Source organism: Halomonas sp. GFAJ-1 (assembly GCF_000236625.2).
In the GTDB taxonomy this organism is placed as follows: Bacteria; Pseudomonadota; Gammaproteobacteria; order Pseudomonadales; family Halomonadaceae; genus Vreelandella.
The window spans coordinates 1-18,577 of sequence record NZ_AHBC01000070.1 but is presented as its reverse complement, the minus strand read 5'-3'; the positions used below and the strand labels follow the sequence as shown (position 1 = coordinate 18,577).

Here is an 18,577-nt window from a genome sequence, read left to right as displayed (position 1 = left end):
ATCCCGGCGCAGGCGATCCGCCAGGCGGGTCATCAGGTAACGGGCACGATCTTCGCCCTCACGATCCAGTACCGATTCCAGGGAGTCCAGCCACTCCGTGGTTTCGACTGTATCGAGATCTTCTCTTGTCTCCAGACTCATAGAGGTCTCTCCGAATGACGATAAATGACAATGAGCCCCGCTAACCCAAGGGGCCTGGGGCAGCTGCGGTGTTTAGCCACCACAAGCCAATAAACAGCCGACGCATGTGCGTCGTGCAGGGATTTTCGTTCTACATTCAATAAGCTACATGCTTTTAAATGTAGTAAAGCTACAAAAATGTCGTAAAAGTTAGCCTTTTGTATATGCGAAGATACCGCAAAGCAGGCACTCTGCCAATTCCAACACAAGGGAAAAGTCCATCGAAAACAAACTACTGCACCGCAACATAAGGAAAAAACCATGCTTTAGTCGCAGCTAATTGGCGCGCAAAAATGTAGCCAAACTACCGTTTGTTTTACTTACAGGTGAAGTACTTAATTAATTCTCCACTTTCCTAAGCACATTTACTAACCAACGTTAAAGCAAGCTCTTTGGGCCTAGCTGCTGATAAAAATAAGCCCAATCAAACGCTGGCCCAGGATCCGTTTTTCGTAGCGGTGCGACATGCGCATGGCTGGTAATGCGCGACCGATCCAATAATGGGTAGCGCGACATAAGCCAATGGGTCGCGGCCACCAGCGTTTGATACTGTGCTTGGGTGAAAGGGGTTATGTCATCCCCTTCCAGCTCTATTCCTACTGAGAAATCATTTAATGCAGTTCGCCATCCATGTTGGCGCCTATCCCACCAGCGTGAACGCCCGGCATGCCAAGCGCGCTGATCCGTATCAACAAACTGCACACATTGACCATCGCGACGAATTAAAAAATGCGCAGAAACGCGCAGGTGGGCAATCTCAGCAAAAAAGGGGTGCTCATCAGGTATTAATTGATTGGTAAACAGCGCTTCAATAGCACCACCGCTAAACTGGCCTGGAGGAAGGCTAATCGCATGGACTAACAGTAGCGATACCTCGTTGGTTGGTCGGGCATCGCAGTTTGGCGACGCCACCTGTCTCGCCGATCCCCAGTCGCCGCCAATGGCTTCATTATTCATTACGGGCACATGCTCCTCTACGTTGACGCTTACTTTCACTATAATGCGGTTCACACTTGATGACGCCCAGAGAATCCACCATGCATTATCAAAACGCACTTGCCGAAGAGATCCGCTCCAGCGCTGCGCACCTGCTAGCCGAAGACGTTGGCCCAGGCGACATTACCGCGCAGTTAATTCCAGAGAACCAGTGGGCCACGGCAAAAGTGATGTCCCGAGAGGCAGCAGTGCTATGCGGCGTTGCTTGGGTGGATGAAATATTTCGCCGTTTAGATAGCCGCGTCACCCTGCGTTGGCAGGCGGCGGATGGCGACCAGCTCGCTCCAGAGCAGTACTTTTTAGAGCTGGAAGGGCCCGCCCGCAGCCTGCTCACCGGCGAACGCGCAGCGCTTAATGTGCTGCAAACGCTCTCGGCCACGGCAACAGCAACACACCGCTACGTCGACCTGATTAAAGGCACTGGCGTTCGTTTGCTCGATACCCGAAAAACGCTACCCGGCATGCGCCTTGCGCAAAAGTATGCCGTCACTTGTGGCGGCGGTCATAATCACCGTATCGGCTTGTGGGATGCGTTTTTGATCAAAGAGAACCACATTGCTGCCTGTGGTGGCATCCAAGCCGCCGTTGCTCAGGCCCGCAAGCTGGCAAGCGATATTCCAGTAGAAGTCGAAGTGGAAACCTTTGAAGAGCTTGACCAAGCATTGGCCGCTGGCGCCGACATTATTATGCTCGACAATTTCGCCTTGGAAGACCTGCATGTGGCGGTGGAGATTAATGGCGGTCGAGCAACCCTGGAGGCATCAGGCAATGTGGATGCCACGACGCTAAAAGCCATTGCTGAGACAGGTGTAGACTGCATTTCCAGCGGCGCACTGACCAAAGACGTGAAGTCCATCGACCTTTCCATGCGCATTACCCAAACCTTTAACGTCTAAGCACCTTAGGTTTCCACCGCGTTTAACTGTTTCGTCATGCGGTAACGCTTAAGTAACTCACCGCTACGCTCTACCCACTGCTCGCCGTGGTCGTTAAATCCTCGGCGAAGCAAGCGCTCATAGAGTACCAAGCTGGCTTCGATTTCAACGTGGGACTGGCCCTGCTCCAACAGAAAACGCTCGGCGTGAATAAGCAGCGTGGTGCCTATCCCCTGCCCAGCCAGCGAAGGCCATACATACAGTGTTTCGATACGCCCGATGGTTAAATCCAGTTCTAAAAACCCCACACAGCGCCCATCACAGGTAGCCACTAACGTGGTGTAAAGCGCTTGACGGGCAGCCCAAGCGCTCGCTTCACGGGGCAGCGCATTCGCCCAGGCACGCCGCTCACCCAAATCATAATGGGTAGCAGCTCCCTGCATTACTGCGTGATAAAACACCTCGGCTTGGTCAGCAGCATCCCGCGCCAAAGCTGCGCGATACACAACACGCGTATTCGAGGCAGGCGCTTTAGACTCTTCAGTTTTCGTCATGCGTTACCTCTGGACTGTTGAACTATCGTTCGATGCGTCATTCAAGCAGGCTTAGGCCAACAGGCTGCTTTATACTACGGTCACTACTTTTCAATCTACTCTAACAAAAGGCAGTGTGATGGATGATGGCCCGCACAGCGAACATTTTTCGATCACGCCAATCGGCCACATCGAAAGTGACTATCCCGATAAGTTCGGCGTGCCCCGCCAGCCAGGGTTAGCACCCGCAGCAGAGGCACACTTAGTGCTTACCCCGCCGTTCAACGACCCGCTAGCCGTGCGTGGCCTAGAGGCGTTTAGCCATATTTGGGTATCCTTTATTTTTCACCAAAGCCCCACACGCTGGACACCCTTAGTGCGCCCCCCTCGCTTAGGGGGGAACCGTAAAGTCGGCGTATTTGCCAGCCGTAGCACCCACCGACCTAATCGATTAGGCCTTTCGCTTATCGCACTTACAGGAGTCGATACGTCCCACGGGGTGCGTTTGCAACTTGAAGGCTGCGATTTAGTAAACGGCACCCCTGTGGTGGACATTAAACCCTACTTGCCCTGGGCAGAGGCGCGGCCCGATGCAAGAGCAGGCTTTGCGCCGCATGCACCCGACCTACTTCCGGTCCACTTCAGCCAAGCAGCAAAGGAAAGCCTTGCAGCCCGTGCCGATAGCGCTTCACTCTATGCCTTAATTGAACAGGTACTAGGACAGGATCCACGCCCCGCCTACCAGCGCGACGCACACAGCGAACGACTTTACGGCGTGCGCCTACGCGATGTAGATGTGAAGTTCCGCGCTGTTATAAATCCAGCGCTTCAAAACTCAGCCAGTAGACACTCAGATGTTAAAAACCCAGGTATTAACAACCCAGGTATTAAAAACGCCGATATTAAAGACTTAGGTTCTCAAAATTCAGGTTCTCAAAATTCAAGTTCTAAAGACTTAGATGCTAAAAACAGTGCCACCACCTTAGAGGTGGTGGCAGTTGACACATTTCCGAGTTAGCGGGGGCTATGCGGGAAAGGTAATCCCCAAACGGCGACCTACTTCCTCGTAGGCTTCGATAACGCCGCCTAGTCCTTGGCGGAAGCGGTCTTTATCCAGCTTCTCACGGGTATTGGCATCCCACAGGCGGCAACCATCTGGCGAGAACTCATCGCCCAGTACAATCTCGTCTTTGAACACTCCAAATTCAAGTTTGTAATCCACTAGCAGCATGTCGCCGTCAGCAAACAATTGCTTAAGTATGTTGTTTACCTGGAAGGTCAGCGTCTTCATTTTTGCTAATTGCTCTGGGGTCGCCCAGCCAAACGTTTCCGCCAATGATTCGTTGATCATCGGGTCGCCCTTTTCATCGTTCTTTAGGAACAGTTCAAAGGTGGGCGGATTGAGCGCAACGCCCTCTTCCACACCCAAACGCTTCACCAAACCACCGGCGGCTATGTTGCGCACTACGCACTCCACCGGAATCATCTGCATCTTTTTCACCAGACTTTCCGTGTCGGAAAGCTGTTTCTCAAAATGCGTAGGGATCCCTGCCTCTTGCAGGCGCTCCATAATGAAGGCATTAAAAATATTGTTCACCATGCCTTTGCGGGCTAGCGACTCTTTCTTCTTGCCGTCAAAGGCGCTGGTATCGTCCCGAAAGTGCAGCACCAGCAGGTCAGGGTCGTCGGTGGTATAAACAGATTTTGCCTTACCGGCATAGAGTTCTTGGCGCTTTTCCATGGGGGCTCCGAAAAGGATGCAACATCAAAAATTAACGTAAGTAGCCGGAGACACGCTCAAGCAACTCGCGCTGATCGTCGGCGCTGAAGCTGCGCTCGCTGGCATTGACCGCACGCAGTATGGTCTTGTCGCCATCAGGCTGCAGGGCAAGACGAATCTCCTGCGACATGCGGCGCACATCTTGGCTGAAAACAATTTGCAGCGGATTACGACCACGCTCGCTTTCCGTCATATATTCAACTAAAAACTCGTAGTTTTCCGCAGAGGTGTCGATCAACTCACGCTGGCCTTCAACGCTAAAATCGAGTGCCAGATAATGGTTTAGCTCTGCCCAAACACGATCAGCTGGCTGGGGAATCACCACTTGCCACTCATCGTCTTGTTGGCGTACCTGCAGGGTTTGCTGACTGGAAAGGCGTTGGGCTGTCCAGGAAGAAGACGCGCTGGCTGATGCACTGCGTGCGCCCAAATACTGCTCTAATGCGTCAAGACAGCTAGCTTGCGTTTGTCCGCCTTGCTCGCAGCGTACTTCGCTGCTGCCTGCACGTAGCGCACTTTGCAAACGCAGCGTCGCCTGAGAAGTTTCAATTACCCCTTGGCTGGCGTTGCTCTGCTGTACACCTAGTTGCCGGCTGTGTGCAAAGGCTTCTAACTGCGGCCATACGGCGCCGGTTTCAGCGGCTACCACCAACCACGACTGCCTACCTACCTGACGACGCTCAACATAATCGGGTTCTAAGCCGCTTCCAATCGTCAACGACTGCGGTGGCGCAATGTCTGCCGCTCTCTCAATCCGCGTGCCTTGGGTCGCTGCCTGTGGCACCGGCATCGCATCACGGTAACGCTGAGTATTACGGGTTTCGGGCAGCACCAGGGGCGGGGCAGGCGCTACTTCGGTGTAATCCAGGTTACGGTCATGGTAATAACCATCCCGCGCGCAGCCAGCGAGCACAACAGCGGTTGCCAGTGCCAGCGGTATCCATTTAAGCACACGTTTTTCAAGCACAGGTTTTTTAAGCACAGGGCTCATCAAGCCACCTTAACAGTCAACAAATTAGATACCCGGCAGGCCCAAGGGCCTTACGCCGGGTAGCAAGGGGTATCGCGACGGGTTACACCTCTACAACGCCCGCAAGCTGCAGCGCCTCGCTGACGGTGCCATGATACTTTTCCGACAACCACGTTAGCGGTAAACGAATACCTGCGTCCATATAGCCCATGCGATGCAACGCCCACTTAACCGGAATCGGGTTGGACTCGATTCCCAGGTTAGTATGCAGCGGCATCAAACGCGTATTGAGCTGGTGAGCTTTATCAGCATCACCGGCAATAGCTGCGGCACATAAATCGTGCATCGCTTGCGGGGCAACGTTGGCGGTAACGGAAATATCACCATGCCCACCCATCAACATGAAGTCACACGCCGTAGCGTCATCACCTGAGTAGAGCATAAAGCCACTGCCTTTCAGGCGACTAATTAGATCTTCTGCGCGCTCAAGGTTCCCCGTGGCGTCTTTCAAGCCGATGATATTATCCACCTCGGCCAAGCGCAAAACGGTCTCATTGTAGAGGTCAGAGCAGGTGCGGCTAGGCACGTTATACAGAATTACGGGTAATTTGCTGCCCTCGGCCACCGCTTTGAAATGCTGGTAGAGCCCTTCCTGGGTGGGCTTATTGTAGTAGGGGCAAACCGACAAGCAGTAGTCAGCGCCTACTTCACTGGCATAACGCGCCAGCTCTACCGCTTCAGATGTAGCGTTGGCGCCAGTGCCCGCAATGACTGGAATTCGACCATTCACCTCTTCTACCACGCTACGAATCACATCAAAGTGTTCGGCAAAGGACATGGTAGTGGGTTCGCCCGTGGTGCCCGCTGCGACAATGGCATCGGTACCATTGTCGAGGTGGAAGTTCACCAGACGACGAAGCGCCTCCCAGTCGATGTCGCCATTGACCTTCATCGGCGTCGCCAGGGCGACAATGCTGCCTGTGATCATCCGTTTTTTCCCTCACCTGCAAAATGTTGAAATCAACCTGCCACGTGCGACGCAATGAACTTCATTGAGCTAAAACGCAGCATTGATACCTTGAGGAGCATGGTCAGCCCCGCCCATAACCAGCAAATGGTACTCAGGCGACTCAAGCCTGTACAGCGTAAAGCGCAGTGAGTTTGCTTAACCAGGGTGATCCGCTTTGACAGGCGGGCTGCACTTGCGTGTAATCCCTCTTGAACGTTACCTCAAAAAGGAGTCTGTATGTCTATTGAACTTGGCCAGCCAGTAGCCGACTTTTCCGCCTCTGCCACGGGCGACACTACCATCACGCTTTCGGAGCTCAAGGGCAAACAAGTCGTCATCTACTTTTACCCAAAAGCCAGCACGCCGGGCTGCACCACCGAAGGGGGCGACTTTCGCGATCGTAAAAGCCAGTTTGATGCGGCCAATACGGTCATTATCGGCGTTTCCCGGGACGGCATCCGTGCCCAGGAGAACTTCAAAGCCAAGCAAGACTTTAACTTCGAGCTCATTTCTGACAAAGATGAAAACGTTTGTCAGCTATTCGACGTTATCAAGCTAAAAAAGATGTATGGCAAAGAGCATTTGGGAATTGAACGCAGCACGTTCTTAATCGACAGTGAGGGCAAACTCGCCCAAGCGTGGCGCGGCGTGAAAGTCCCCGGCCATGTGGATGAAGTGCTAGCCGCTGCTGAAGCACTGCACGCCGGGCACTAAGCGCTCCTCTACTTTCTGGCAACTTGCGCTCTGCCCAATAGGCAGAGCGCGATCAATCTTTAGGCAACTCTTGCCCCGAATGATTCAGTAAACGATTTTCCTCCTGCTCTTCAACACCTCTCGGCCACGCATACACCAACGCTTTAAGCAGTGTTGCCAGCGGTATCGCAAAAAAGATGCCCCAAAAGCCCCAAATACCGCCGAAAAACAGCACTGCGACAATAATCGAAACGGGATGGATATTGTTAGTTTCTGAAAACAGCACGGGCGCCAGCACGTTACCGTCCAATGCTTGAATCACACCATACGCCACCAGCACATAGGCAAACTGCTCGCTGATACCGAAATGAAAACCTGCAACTGCCGCCACTGGTAGTGTGGCGACCGCCGCGCCAATGTAAGGAACCAGCACTGACAGCCCGACTAACACCGCAAGCAGCGCCGTATAAGGCAGGCCAAAGAAAGCGAAGGTAAAAAAAGCCACGCTGCCGACAATGATAATTTCGATAAACTTACCGCGTATGTAGTTAGCAATCTGATGGTCCATTTCATGCCAAATACGCGTTAGCAGCGTGCGCTTCTGCGGCAGTAACGAGAGCGTAAAACCGACTAACGCTTCACGGTCTTTAAGCATGAAAAAAACCAGGATGGGCACCAATACCAAATAGATAATCAGCGACATCACGTTACCCAGAGAAGCCAGCGAAAGGGTCAACGCGCGCTGACCCACCTGACTAATTTCACGCCCGGCAACGCCAATCCAGCTCTGCATTTGGTCAGGTGTAATCAAGTTTGGGTAGCGAGCCTGCAGCTCATCCAACCACCCTTGGCCACTGGCAAACATGCGCGGCGTTTCCTGTACGAGCCCTACCAACTGGTTCCAAATAAGCGGCATCAAAATAAAGGCCAGCGTTAGCAACACGCCAATAAAGCCTAGAAAAACGATAATCACGGATAACAAATGCGGCACACTTCGCCGCGTTAACACGTTCACCACGCCTTGCAACAGAAACGCCAACACGAGCGCCGTAAAAAACGGTGCCAACATTCGGCCAAACCAGATAATGGCCGCAAAGCCCGCTACCAGCACCAGCAGAAGAATTAACGCCTCTTCGTCTGAAAAGTAACGATCAATCCAACTTTTCAGAATAGTGCGCATGGTCATGAGTGTGTATTCCCTGCTTTACGTATCCAAAAAAAGTAAACATCATCGCGCTGCTCACGCTGCTCTAGCACGTGGGCGCTTTGGTCGGTAAATGATGCCATATCCCGCCACGCGCCAGCATCGGTCGCACGGACTTCCAGCAGTTGACCCGGCGCAAGACCTGAAAGCGCCTGTTTTGCCTTTAACAAGGGAAGCGGACAGTGCAGCCCACTCGCATCCAGTATTAAATCGGGGGTTTGCCCAGCCATAACCTCTCCCTCAAAATGCCGCCTAAATATGGCATTGTTGCATAAACTATTTTTTCGCGATGCCCGCTGTGGATTTGATTTAACGGCACTTCCCTGCCTGAATCAATGTCACACCGCTGTTCACTGCGCATAATACTTTACGTCAGACTCACTCATGAGGATGCCATGTCGCACCTTCGCACTGCTTACCCACGCTGGGCCCTTGCGCTTTTCTTTGCGCTTAGCACGGCTGCCGTTAGCCCTTCGGGCCACGCCATCGATGATTACCAACTGCCTAGTCTTGGCGGTGCAGCCACCTCAGTGAGCAATGAAGAGTATCGTTTGGGCCGAGCGTGGCTGCGTCAGTTTCGCGCCCACGCCCCCCAGTGGCAGGATCCTATCGTTAGCGACTACGTGCATGGCCTGATCGCCCGCCTTGCCCCCCACAGTCAACTCGGCAGCCTGCAAACCACTATCGTCATGGTCGACAACCGCTCACTGAATGCGTTCGCGGTTCCCGGCGGTGTTGTAGGCATCAACTCGGGGCTGTTTGCTTTTGCCGAAGATGAAGGCGCTTTCGTGTCAGTACTCGCTCACGAGCTTGGCCATCTTTCCCAGCGCCATTATGCCCGAGGCAGCGCCCGCGCTGAGCAGACCCAGCTGCCCGCCATGGCCGCCATGCTGGCGGGCATGTTGATTGCCGCAAGCGGCGGTGGCGACGCGGGCATTGCCGCTGCCATGGGGTCCCAGGCAGCACTGATTCAAGACCAGCTCAGCTACTCTCGCCGCTTTGAGCAAGAGGCCGACCGGATTGGCCTTCAAGCCATGGCAAATGCAGGCTACGACCCGGAGGCTATGGTACGTATGTTTGGTGCTATGCAGCGCATGGCGCGCTTGCAGGGAGGCTCACCGCCAGAGTTCTTATTGACCCACCCTGTCTCTGATAGCCGCTTAAGTGATGCCCAGGCCCGTGCATCCCAGCTCCAGGTTGCCGATACTTACACCAGCGATACGCTGTACGACATGATGCGCGCACGAGCACTGCTAAGCATTAACCGCAATAACCCTCAGCAGGCTGCTTCCCGCTTTGCCCAKGAGGGCGCAGAAGAACCCGCACAGCGCTACCTAAGCGCCCTCATTGCGGCGCATAACGGCCAAACGGATAGCGCCCTCAATACCCTTGATCAATTAGCCCGTGAACTGCCTGATTACAGCATGCTACCTGCATCTGCCGCCAGCATAGCGCTTGATGCTCAGCGCTATGACGACGCCATTACCCGCAGCCAACGGTTACTAAGGCTATCACCAAGCTATTTACCCGCACAGTTAGTATTGGCTGAAGCACAGTTACAGCGAAATCCGGAAGCCGCTTACAGTCTGCTAAGAGACATTACCGCACGCCACCCGGAAAACCCGCAAGGGTTTAGCCTGCTTGCTGAAGCCGCGGGCCGCAGTGGCGATAATGGCTGGGCGCACCTGGCCCGTGCTGAACATCTTCAGCTCACCGGCAGAATAGATCGTGGCATTCGCCAGCTCAGCATCGCCAAAGATGCGGCTCAGCAGGAGAATGACCAGCAAGCGCTAGCGCGTATTGAACAGCGGCGGGAAGCGTTTATTGGGTACCGTGAAGCGCTTGATAAGTTTTGATGTAAAGAAACAAAACGACCCGAACTACCTATGGCGGTTCGGGTCGGGTCGTTGTAAAGGCGTTGCGTGCACAAACCTTTCAGCACTCAGCAAGCCCCAGGCGACTGACGTCGCTATTCAAACTTAGGCGTTAAAAGTTAGGTGTTAAAAGTCAGGCGTTAAAACTTAGCATGCGCTCTAGCGGCTTTAACGCCTGCTGACGCAGTGCTTCATCCACAAAGATTTCACCGCTGCCGTGGCGCAGTGCGCCTGATAAATTATCCAGGGCGTTCATGGCCATCCACGGGCAGTGGGCGCAGCTACGACAGGTCGCACCATTGCCAGCGGTAGGCGCTTCAAACAGCGTCTTGCCCGGCACCGCTTGCTGCATCTTGAAGAAGATACCGCGGTCAGTAGCCACAATCAGCTGCTCATTAGGCAGCGTTTGGGCTGCTTTAATTAACTGGGAGGTCGACCCCGCCACATCCGCCAGCTTGACGACGGCGTCCGGTGACTCGGGATGCACCAGCACTGCAGCATCAGGGTAGAGACGCTTCAGATCCTCAATACCTTTGGCCTTGAACTCTTCATGAACAATACAGGCGCCATCCCACATCAGCATGTCGGCGCCGGTTTTCTTCTGAATATAGCCACCAAGGTGTTTATCCGGTGCCCAGAGAATTTTCTCACCTTTCGCCTGAAGGTGTTCAATCACCTCTACTGCAATAGACGATGTGACCACCCAGTCGGCCCGCGCTTTTACAGCGGCAGACGTATTGGCATAGACCACCACCGTGCGGTCCGGGTGCGCATCACAGAAAGCGCTAAATTCATCAATTGGGCAGCCAATATCTAGCGAACAGGTCGCTTCTAGGGTGGGCATTAACACGCGTTTTTCTGGCGAAAGAATTTTTGCCGTCTCCCCCATAAAACGAACGCCTGCAACAACCAAGGTCGTCGCATCGTGACGAGCGCCAAAGCGGGCCATTTCCAGGGAGTCAGCGACACAGCCGCCGGTCTCTTCAGCCAGTTGTTGGATAGCATCATCGGTGTAGTAATGCGCAACCAACACCGCATTGTGGGCGTTAAGCAACTGCTTAATTTCAGCAACCCGCGCCTCATCTTCCGCAGGAATACGGGTGGGGCAGTACGGAATTGGGAGCGGAGCATCAAGCTCAGCTTGGGAAGTCATAATAGTCATCGTGTCTACCACTGTGACAAACAGGGAATCCCCCTGTTAAACATCAGTCACGGCGTATGCACTCCGCACGCGCCGCTCTCGATGCGACGTGCCGCTGCGTCTCTCGCGGTGGCTCGCCGCTCTGGCCTCAATAATGCGGCCAGCGCTATCGTGGTGTCACCGATAGCTAAAGCTTGGACTATTGTGGTGGACAATTGTTGCCTACTGCAAGCAGAAAGTTCGTTTCGAGGGCTGCCCACTGCATAGCAAAACGCCCTTGGCAGCAAGCTACCAAGGGCGTTGAATTTGGTGGGTCGTGTAGGATTCGAACCTACGACCAATTGATTAAAAGTCAACTGCTCTACCAACTGAGCTAACGACCCAAATTTTGCTACGTAGTATTTAATAAGCAGTAACTACGCTGACTCACTCTTTTACTTAAAACCATATTGATAAGCGCTATATTAATAATCGCTAAGTAATAAATATTACATTACTTAATGCGCTATAGCCGTTCGAAATGGTGGGTCGTGTAGGATTCGAACCTACGACCAATTGATTAAAAGTCAACTGCTCTACCAACTGAGCTAACGACCCCCTCGAACGGATGCATATAGTACGGATACAGCTTATCGATGGCAAGCGTTTTTTATCTTTAGCCTATAAACACCCGTTACTTTAGCGCTACTAACGATGCTTGGTCTTAGGCTTGGGCTTACGCATGGCCTGAACCGGGCGACGCTTGTTCTTGTCGCGGCTCCAGCGATTTTTCTCATCTGGAGTCAGCTCAGGCACTTTGCGAGTTTCTAAATTCGCCAGGGTTGCCAAATCATCCACTTCGTCCTGAGAAAGCTCTACCCACTCTCCGGCTTTGGCGCGCTTATCCAGGAAGATATTGCCGTAACGAACGCGCTTAAGGCGGCTAACCGTCAGCTCTTGAGATTCCCATAAGCGACGCACTTCACGGTTACGCCCTTCCAAAATCACCACGTGAAACCAGGTATTAATGCCTTCGCCGCCAAACTCCTGTACGTCAGTAAAGCGCGCGGGGCCATCTTCGAGCATTACGCCATCTACCATGGCCACAATGTGCTCGCGTTTAACCTCGCCCATCACCCGTACCGCATACTCACGCTCCACTTGAGTGGAGGGATGCATCAAGCGGTTAGCAAGCTCGCCATCGGTGGTAAACAGCAGCAGGCCACTGGTGTTGATATCCAAGCGACCAATCGCAATCCAGCGTTCGCCTTTTAAGCGCGGCAGCCGCTCAAATACCGTGCGGCGGCCTTCCGGGTCTTTACGCGTGCACAGCTCGCCTTCGGGCTTGTTGTACATAATGACCCGACGCGGCACTTCATTTTCAGGCCGCAATGTTACTGGCCGATCATCGAAACTAACCTTATCACGGGCTTCAACTCGGTCGCCTAACTTCGCTACCTGGCTATTCACCTTTACCCGGCCGTCGGCAATGGCGGTTTCCATTTCACGGCGGGAGCCAAGCCCTGCACGGGCCAGCACTTTCTGCAGCTTTTCGCTGGTGGGGGGCGTGGTGTTATTGCTCTGACTCATGGTCGTCTGACCTCACATCGTTGGTCTGCGTGCGGGCACTGTCGTCGCTGCGCTGCGCACGTGCCGCAAGCCGCGCCTCTAAATCGGCAAAGCTTAGCGGCTGGGTTAACGCCTTCTCGGCGTGGTTATCGGCTGTCTCAGCCGTAGTTATCGCTTCTGGCTGGGGTGGCGCATCCTGCACGGTTTCTGGCGTTTCGTCCAGTGTTTGAGACGTATTCTGCTCCTCGGGGGCGCCACTGTCAGGCTCGCCCTTCTCAGCCACTGCTGACGTAAGTTGAGTGTCATCCTCTAGCGGCTCTTGCCAACTCGCTATCTCGTGCATCGGTGGCAGCGCATCCAGCGTTTTCAGGCCGAAGTCATCCAGAAAGCTGCGGGTAGTGGCGTACACTGCCGGGCGACCGGGCACATCACGGTGCCCCACTACGCGTATCCAACCGCGCTCCATCAGCGTACGCATAATCGAGCTGCTGACACTCACCCCGCGCACCTCTTCGATATCACCCCGGGTCACCGGCTGGCGATAGGCAATGAGCGCCAGCGTTTCCAGCAGCGCCCGCGAGTAGCGCTGCGGGCGCTCATCCCATAAACGAGACACCCAGTGTGCCAGCCGTGGGCGGATACGCAACTGGAAACCCGAGGCGGTTTCAACCAGCTCCAGCGCGCCAGCATCATGGCGAAGCGCAAGCCGCGCCAGCGCATCCCGCAGCGCCTTTCTCGATGGGCACTCATCGGCCAAAAACAGCGTTTCAAGACGTTCAACGGCGAGGGGTTCCCCTGCGGCTAAAAGCGCCGCTTCAATAATATCGTCTAACGTGGTGTCTCTCACCGGGACTCCTCGCTAGGTTCAAACGCGGACTCTTCAAAAGCGCCACTTTCTTCATCGGCGTCTTCAAATGCACTCTCCTCCCCATCTGGCAAGGCTGCGCGCCGTGCACGCACGTGAATGGGCGATAACGGTGCGTTTTGGACAATTTCGATCATGGCTTCTTTGGCAAGCTCTAAAATCGCCATAAAGGTCACCACCACCCCGGCACGCCCCTCTTCCAGAGTAAATAAAGCCTCGAAAGGCGTGTAGCGCTGCTGGGCATCATCGTGGCTAAGCAGCGCCATGATTTTCAGCATGCGTTCGCGGGTAGAAAGAACCTCGCGACTGATCTGGTGGGCCTGGACAAGCTCAGCACGCTTCATGATATCGGAAAGCGCCCCTAGCAGCTCATCCAGCCCTACCTCCGGGTGAATCACCCGCGTGTCCAAGGGGGGCAGCCCGGCCTGGACACTAAACCAGTCGCGCCCTATCCGAGGCAGCGTATCCAGCGCTTCGGCAGCTTCTTTAAGGCGCTCGTACTCCTGTAAGCGACGGATCAGCTCAGCCCTGGGGTCCTCTTCATCTTCACCCTCTGCCTTTGGCGGGCGGGGCAGCAGCGTGCGGGATTTGATTTCCGCCAGCATGGCCGCCATGAGTAGGTACTCTCCGGCCAGCTCAATCTCCATAGACTTCATTAGCTCCACGTACTCGATGTACTGGTGGGTAATGGTCGCCACATTGATGGTCAAAATATCCAGGTTCTGGCGGCGAATCAGGTAGAGAAGTAGGTCAAGCGGCCCTTCAAAAGCCTCTAAGAACACCCGCAGCGCTTCCGGTGGGATATAGAGATCTTCCGGCAACTGAGTGATGGGCTCATCAAACAGCCGCCCAAGCGCTTGCACCACAGGCTCGGCGGTTGTGGTATCAAAATGGTCAACGATGGCGCTTGGCGTCTCGCTCACGCGGGTCGAACCCCTCGGTTATGCAGGCATTAAATGATGGCGCCAGTGTAACAGCGCCGCAGGAAGGCGAACATTCCCCTAGCCCGCCTCGGCGGCCTTGCGGTAGCGGCCTTGGTAGTCGAATAGCTTATCGCGAAGCTGCCAGTGCCGCCCGACTTTACGGCCCACCACAAAATCCGGGTAGCGCAGGCGGCACTGCTCATCAACCACCTCATTCGGCGTCATCGGCTGCCACTTGGCGCCTGGGGCACGCAGGTGGTCGCGTAAAAAGACAGCGTAAAACGCCCGCCGCTGAGCGGCGGTTTCCAGTGCAAACCACTCGGCAAGGCTCACACCATCTTCGTCGTAGTAGGTGACCTTTAAGCGCGGCAAGCCCCGTCCATTGGTGGTCGCCTCTAACTGCATACCGCTGACCCGCAGCACTTTAGCGTCTTTTAATTTGAGCGCATCTTTCAGTTTATCGTCGGCGTCCACCAGCAGTTGTTGGCAGCCGTGACAGCGGCGGGCGGCAATATCGTTTTCAGCACCGCAGCTATCGCATACTTTAAAGCGGAAGCGAAAGTCGCACTGCTTTTTATAGACGCCCGAAGCTGCGCCCCGGCCACCCTTGCTCTCGCTAACAGGCAAGTTAGGCTGCTCGACTAACCCCTGACAGCGGCGACCGAAATGCTCAATCACCAGCTCTCCGTCGCGCTTACCCCAAAATAGGTTGGCATGACCGCAGGCCGGGCACGCCACCTGCACCGGTTCGCTATCGCTATCAGGCTTTGGCTCCCCCACTTCGGGCGCATAGAGATCCCACGGATTGCCCGCGTAGTCGAGAATCAGGCAATCGGCTTTCCCTGGTGAAAGCCGCAGCCCCCGCCCCACCATCTGCTGGTAGAGGCTCACCGATTCAGTGGGCCGCAGAATAGCGATTAAATCCACATGGGGGGCATCAAAGCCAGTGGTCAGCACCGCGACATTTACCAGGAACTTCAGCTCACGGGCTTTAAACCGCGCTATGATCGAGGTGCGTTCCTGTGTGGCCGTCGCTCCGGTAATGAGCGCTGCCTGCTCCGCGGGCAGGTAGCTGATCACCTCTTCGGCGTGGGCCACGGTGGCGGCAAAAATCATCACGCCCTGACGCTCTTTAGCGTACTCAACCACCTGGGCAATAATGCCGGGCGTAGCGCGGCTGCCCGCCACCACGCGATTAAGCTCCTCCTCGCGGAATAACCCCCCAGCGGCGGGTGCAAGAGCAGAAAAATCGTAGCCCTCAATGGCCATATCCAGCCGTTTGGGTGCGGCCAAAAAGCCCTGCTTCACCATCAGCCGCAGCGGCTGTTCAAATACGCAGTCGGCAAAGAAGCACGCGTCATCACCACGCACCATGCCATGGTGGTGGCGGTGGTAGATAAACCCCTGCCCTAAGCGAAACGGCGTGGCGGTTAAACCAAGAATTTTCAACTGCGGATTCTGACGCTGAAGATGATCAATCACCTGGCGATAGCTTGCGTCTTTCTCCAGCGAGACTCGGTGGCACTCGTCAATGACCAGCAGCGTAAAGCTGGCGTCAGTGAAGCGTTCAAGGTTACGCACCACTGACTGCACCGAACCAAAGACCACTTGGCGGCTGGCCTCTTTGCGCTTTAACCCGGCGCTAAAAATATCCGCCGCAAGCCCGTAAGCTTGGTATTTAGCGTGGTTTTGCTCTACCAGCTCGCGCACGTGCGCCAGCACCAACACGCGCCCACGGGCAAGCCTTGCAAGCTCGGCAATCACCAGCGACTTACCACTGCCGGTGGGCAGCACGACTACTCCTGGCGCACTGGTCGCACGGAAGTGCTCCACTACCCGCTGCACGGCCTCCGTTTGGTAGGGGCGCAGGCTGGGTGGCGAGCCAGAGCCAGCGGAAGCGTTTAAGTGAGGTATGTTAGTCAAAACGCGGGGGTCGACGCTCCATTCGTGCGCTTACCGCCTCGCGCTGTTCAGCGCTGGCCAATAGCTGCCGCTGCAAATGGGCTTCGAGCGCCAGCCGATCCCGGTGACCCAAGGCTGGTCCTCGGGTAAATAGCTCACGCGCCGCCGCCACGGCTTGAGGCGAGCGTGAGGCAATTAGCGCGGCGGTATCCCGCGCCGTCGCCAGCGGCGTTTCGCTCAGGCGAGTGCCAAGCCCAAGCTGGTAAGCCTCATCTCCTGACACCTTGCGCCCGCTGATCGCCAGTTCATACAGCACATCCTGACGCAGCCACTCTCCGGTCACGCTTATGGCCATATCGGGGATGATGCCCCAATCAATCTCCAGCAGCCCGAGACGCGCCTGCGGGTGGAGAATGCGTATATCAGCACCCAAGGCAATCTGCAGCCCACCCCCGTAAACGTGCCCGTGCAGGGCAGCGACGACGGGCACGCCCGGCTCACGCCACCCCATGGCCAAGCGCTGCACCGGATTGACACCCGTAGCGTCGGGTGCCAGCAGAGTAGGCAACCGCTCTGCCTCACCCATGATCGACGCCATATCGAGGCCGGCGCAAAAGCTGTCGCCATCGCCGCTCAAGATCACGGCACGTAGCCCCGCAAGCTCGGTTAGGTGCTGCTGTGCCGCCAGCAGACCGTCGATCATGGCCCAATCCAAGCCATTGTGATGGTCAGGACGCGACAACATAACCTCGGCCACATGGTCAACGAAGGTCAACGTCACGCGCTCATTGAAGGTTTGATGCATTCCAACTCCCAGAATTTTTTGGCTCGCCACCCATTGGCGACCCTGCTCTTGTGAACTGAGTGTGGCGCGAGGGCGGCCCATTTTCAAACAAACGTTTCATCTCACCCCAGCTGTCACCGCAACCACGTCTCTGTCATAAGCAAAAAGCGGCCCGCAGGCCGCTTTTCACAAGCAATGACAGGTCTTAACCCAGCCACACACGGGCGTTACGGAACAGGCGCAACCACGCACCATCTTCGGTCCACTCAGCGGGGCGCCAGGAGTTGGTAACTGCGCGGGTCACTCGCTCCGGGTGAGGCATCATGATGGTGACGCGGCCATCTGGCGTGGTTAAACCGGTAATGCCCGACGGCGAGCCGTTGGGGTTAGCCGGGTAGCGGGTAGTCACCTGACCGTAGTTATCAATATAACGCAGCGCGATCTGGCTGCTGGACTGCATGGTGCGCAGGTGCGCGGTATCGCGGAACTCGGCGCGGCCTTCACCGTGGGCCACGGCAATCGGCAGCTTGGAGCCTTCCATGCCCGCCAATAGAATCGAGGGGCTCTTTTCTACCCGCACCATAGCGACCCGTGCTTCAAACTGCTCGGACTCATTGCGTACGAACGCCGGCCAGTTTTCAGCGCCGGGAATCAGCGTTTTCAGCTGTGAAAGCATCTGACAGCCGTTACATACGCCTAACGAGAAGCTATCGTCGCGGGTGAAGAACGCGGCAAACTGCTCCCGGGCGCGCTCGTTAAACAGCACCGACTTCGCCCAACCGCCGCCGGCACCCAACACGTCGCCGTAGGAGAAACCGCCACAGGCGACGAGCCCTTTGAACTCATCAAGAGAAACACGGCCTTCCAGGATGTCGCTCATGTGCACATCCACCGCATCAAAGCCCGCTTTGTGGAAGGCCCAGCCCATCTCAACCTGGCCATTAACCCCCTGCTCGCGCAGCACCGCAACCGCAGGTTTTGTGGTGTTAATAAACGGCGCGCTGATATCGTCGTTAATATCGAAGCTGGGCGCGGCACTTAAGCCAGGGTCGCGAGCGTCAAGCAGGTTGTCGAATTCGTTCTTTGCGCACTCAGGATTATCCCGCAGCGCCTGCATACGATAGCTGGTCTCAGTCCAAGTGCGCTGAGTCAGTTGGCGGGTGGTTTCTAATAACGGTTCTTCAAACAGCGTGACCCGTACTTGGTCGTCGTAGCGGGGGCGGGCAATAACGCCGCAGGTCTCAATACCCGCGATGGCAAACTGGGTCAGCACTTCTTCAGTGTCTGCCCGGTTCACCTG

17 protein-coding genes, 2 tRNA genes and 1 pseudogene are annotated in these 18,577 nt (G+C 55.5%); 4 read left to right on the top strand and 16 right to left on the bottom strand.

Annotated features, from left to right (window positions below; translation table 11 throughout):
* Positions 1-558: 558 nt before the first annotated feature.
* Complete coding sequence (gene ampD, locus MOY_RS16170) at positions 559-1,137, bottom strand: 1,6-anhydro-N-acetylmuramyl-L-alanine amidase AmpD (protein WP_009101973.1); 579 nt, start codon at positions 1,135-1,137, stop codon at positions 559-561.
* 80 nt (positions 1,138-1,217) lie between these two features.
* Between ampD and nadC the strand changes: the two genes are divergently transcribed.
* On the top strand, positions 1,218-2,072 hold the full coding sequence (gene nadC, locus MOY_RS16165) for a carboxylating nicotinate-nucleotide diphosphorylase (protein ID WP_009101971.1): 855 nt from the start codon (positions 1,218-1,220) through the stop codon (positions 2,070-2,072).
* A gap of 5 nt (positions 2,073-2,077) precedes the next feature.
* On the opposite strand, the gene MOY_RS16160 is transcribed toward nadC, so the two are convergent.
* Positions 2,078-2,605 carry a GNAT family N-acetyltransferase gene (locus MOY_RS16160; RefSeq protein WP_009101968.1) on the bottom strand — a complete coding sequence of 176 codons (528 nt, stop codon included), beginning with the start codon at positions 2,603-2,605 and terminating at the stop codon, positions 2,078-2,080.
* Positions 2,606-2,723: 118 nt separating this feature from the next.
* On the opposite strand from MOY_RS16160, the pseudogene tsaA reads away from it, so the two are divergent.
* Positions 2,724-3,404 (top strand): annotated as a pseudogene (gene tsaA / locus MOY_RS16155) (tRNA (N6-threonylcarbamoyladenosine(37)-N6)-methyltransferase TrmO); the annotation flags it as partial.
* Positions 3,405-3,608: 204 nt separating this feature from the next.
* On the opposite strand, the gene purC reads toward tsaA, so the two are convergent.
* The 3 genes from purC to dapA form a co-directional block, all read right to left on the bottom strand.
* Positions 3,609-4,325: a phosphoribosylaminoimidazolesuccinocarboxamide synthase gene (gene purC, locus MOY_RS16150; protein ID WP_009101963.1), complete on the bottom strand. Its 717-nt coding sequence runs from the start codon at positions 4,323-4,325 to the stop codon at positions 3,609-3,611.
* Positions 4,326-4,356: 31 nt separating this feature from the next.
* The gene (gene bamC / locus MOY_RS16145; protein ID WP_009101961.1) at positions 4,357-5,355 is read right to left on the bottom strand and encodes an outer membrane protein assembly factor BamC; all 999 of its coding nucleotides are present in this window, start codon (positions 5,353-5,355) and stop codon (positions 4,357-4,359) included.
* 82 nt (positions 5,356-5,437) lie between these two features.
* A complete protein-coding gene (gene dapA, locus MOY_RS16140) occupies positions 5,438-6,322 on the bottom strand; it encodes a 4-hydroxy-tetrahydrodipicolinate synthase (protein WP_009101959.1) in 885 nt (294 codons plus the stop codon).
* A gap of 258 nt (positions 6,323-6,580) precedes the next feature.
* Between dapA and MOY_RS16135 the strand changes: the two genes are divergently transcribed.
* On the top strand, positions 6,581-7,057 hold the full coding sequence (locus tag MOY_RS16135) for a peroxiredoxin (protein ID WP_009101957.1): 477 nt from the start codon (positions 6,581-6,583) through the stop codon (positions 7,055-7,057).
* A 52-nt stretch (positions 7,058-7,109) separates the two neighbouring features.
* On the opposite strand, the gene MOY_RS16130 is transcribed toward MOY_RS16135, so the two are convergent.
* Positions 7,110-8,222: an AI-2E family transporter gene (locus MOY_RS16130; RefSeq protein ID WP_009101955.1), complete on the bottom strand. Its 1,113-nt coding sequence runs from the start codon at positions 8,220-8,222 to the stop codon at positions 7,110-7,112.
* Positions 8,219-8,470: a sulfurtransferase TusA family protein gene (locus MOY_RS16125; protein ID WP_009101952.1), complete on the bottom strand. Its 252-nt coding sequence runs from the start codon at positions 8,468-8,470 to the stop codon at positions 8,219-8,221. The genes MOY_RS16130 and MOY_RS16125 overlap by 4 nt, the downstream gene beginning before the upstream one ends.
* A gap of 165 nt (positions 8,471-8,635) precedes the next feature.
* Between MOY_RS16125 and MOY_RS16120 the strand changes: the two genes are divergently transcribed.
* Positions 8,636-10,096: a M48 family metalloprotease gene (locus MOY_RS16120; protein WP_009101950.1), complete on the top strand. Its 1,461-nt coding sequence runs from the start codon at positions 8,636-8,638 to the stop codon at positions 10,094-10,096.
* A gap of 151 nt (positions 10,097-10,247) precedes the next feature.
* Here the strand turns inward: MOY_RS16120 and nadA are convergent, their stop codons facing one another.
* The 9 genes from nadA to MOY_RS16075 form a co-directional block, all read right to left on the bottom strand.
* Positions 10,248-11,276, bottom strand: a complete 1,029-nt coding sequence (gene nadA, locus MOY_RS16115) for a quinolinate synthase NadA (protein ID WP_035540986.1) — start codon at positions 11,274-11,276, stop codon at positions 10,248-10,250.
* Between the two features lie 286 nt (positions 11,277-11,562).
* A tRNA-Lys gene (locus tag MOY_RS16110) sits at positions 11,563-11,638 on the bottom strand.
* Positions 11,639-11,776: 138 nt separating this feature from the next.
* Positions 11,777-11,852, bottom strand: a tRNA-Lys gene (locus MOY_RS16105).
* A gap of 90 nt (positions 11,853-11,942) precedes the next feature.
* The gene (rluB, locus tag MOY_RS16100; protein ID WP_009101946.1) at positions 11,943-12,824 is read right to left on the bottom strand and encodes a 23S rRNA pseudouridine(2605) synthase RluB; all 882 of its coding nucleotides are present in this window, start codon (positions 12,822-12,824) and stop codon (positions 11,943-11,945) included.
* Positions 12,808-13,650 (bottom strand): SMC-Scp complex subunit ScpB, encoded by an 843-nt coding sequence (gene scpB, locus MOY_RS16095; protein WP_009101944.1) that lies wholly within the window; start codon positions 13,648-13,650, stop codon positions 12,808-12,810. The genes rluB and scpB overlap by 17 nt, the downstream gene beginning before the upstream one ends.
* Positions 13,647-14,591: a segregation and condensation protein A gene (locus tag MOY_RS16090; RefSeq protein ID WP_009101942.1), complete on the bottom strand. Its 945-nt coding sequence runs from the start codon at positions 14,589-14,591 to the stop codon at positions 13,647-13,649. The genes scpB and MOY_RS16090 overlap by 4 nt, the downstream gene beginning before the upstream one ends.
* A 78-nt stretch (positions 14,592-14,669) precedes the next feature.
* Complete coding sequence (locus MOY_RS16085; protein ID WP_050949587.1) at positions 14,670-16,436, bottom strand: DEAD/DEAH box helicase; 1,767 nt, start codon at positions 16,434-16,436, stop codon at positions 14,670-14,672.
* A gap of 70 nt (positions 16,437-16,506) precedes the next feature.
* A complete protein-coding gene (locus tag MOY_RS16080) occupies positions 16,507-17,298 on the bottom strand; it encodes a crotonase/enoyl-CoA hydratase family protein (RefSeq protein ID WP_035540983.1) in 792 nt (263 codons plus the stop codon).
* A gap of 184 nt (positions 17,299-17,482) precedes the next feature.
* A partial coding sequence (locus tag MOY_RS16075; RefSeq protein WP_009101935.1) for a phosphoribosylformylglycinamidine synthase subunit PurQ occupies positions 17,483-18,577 on the bottom strand: 1,095 nt, incomplete at its 5' end.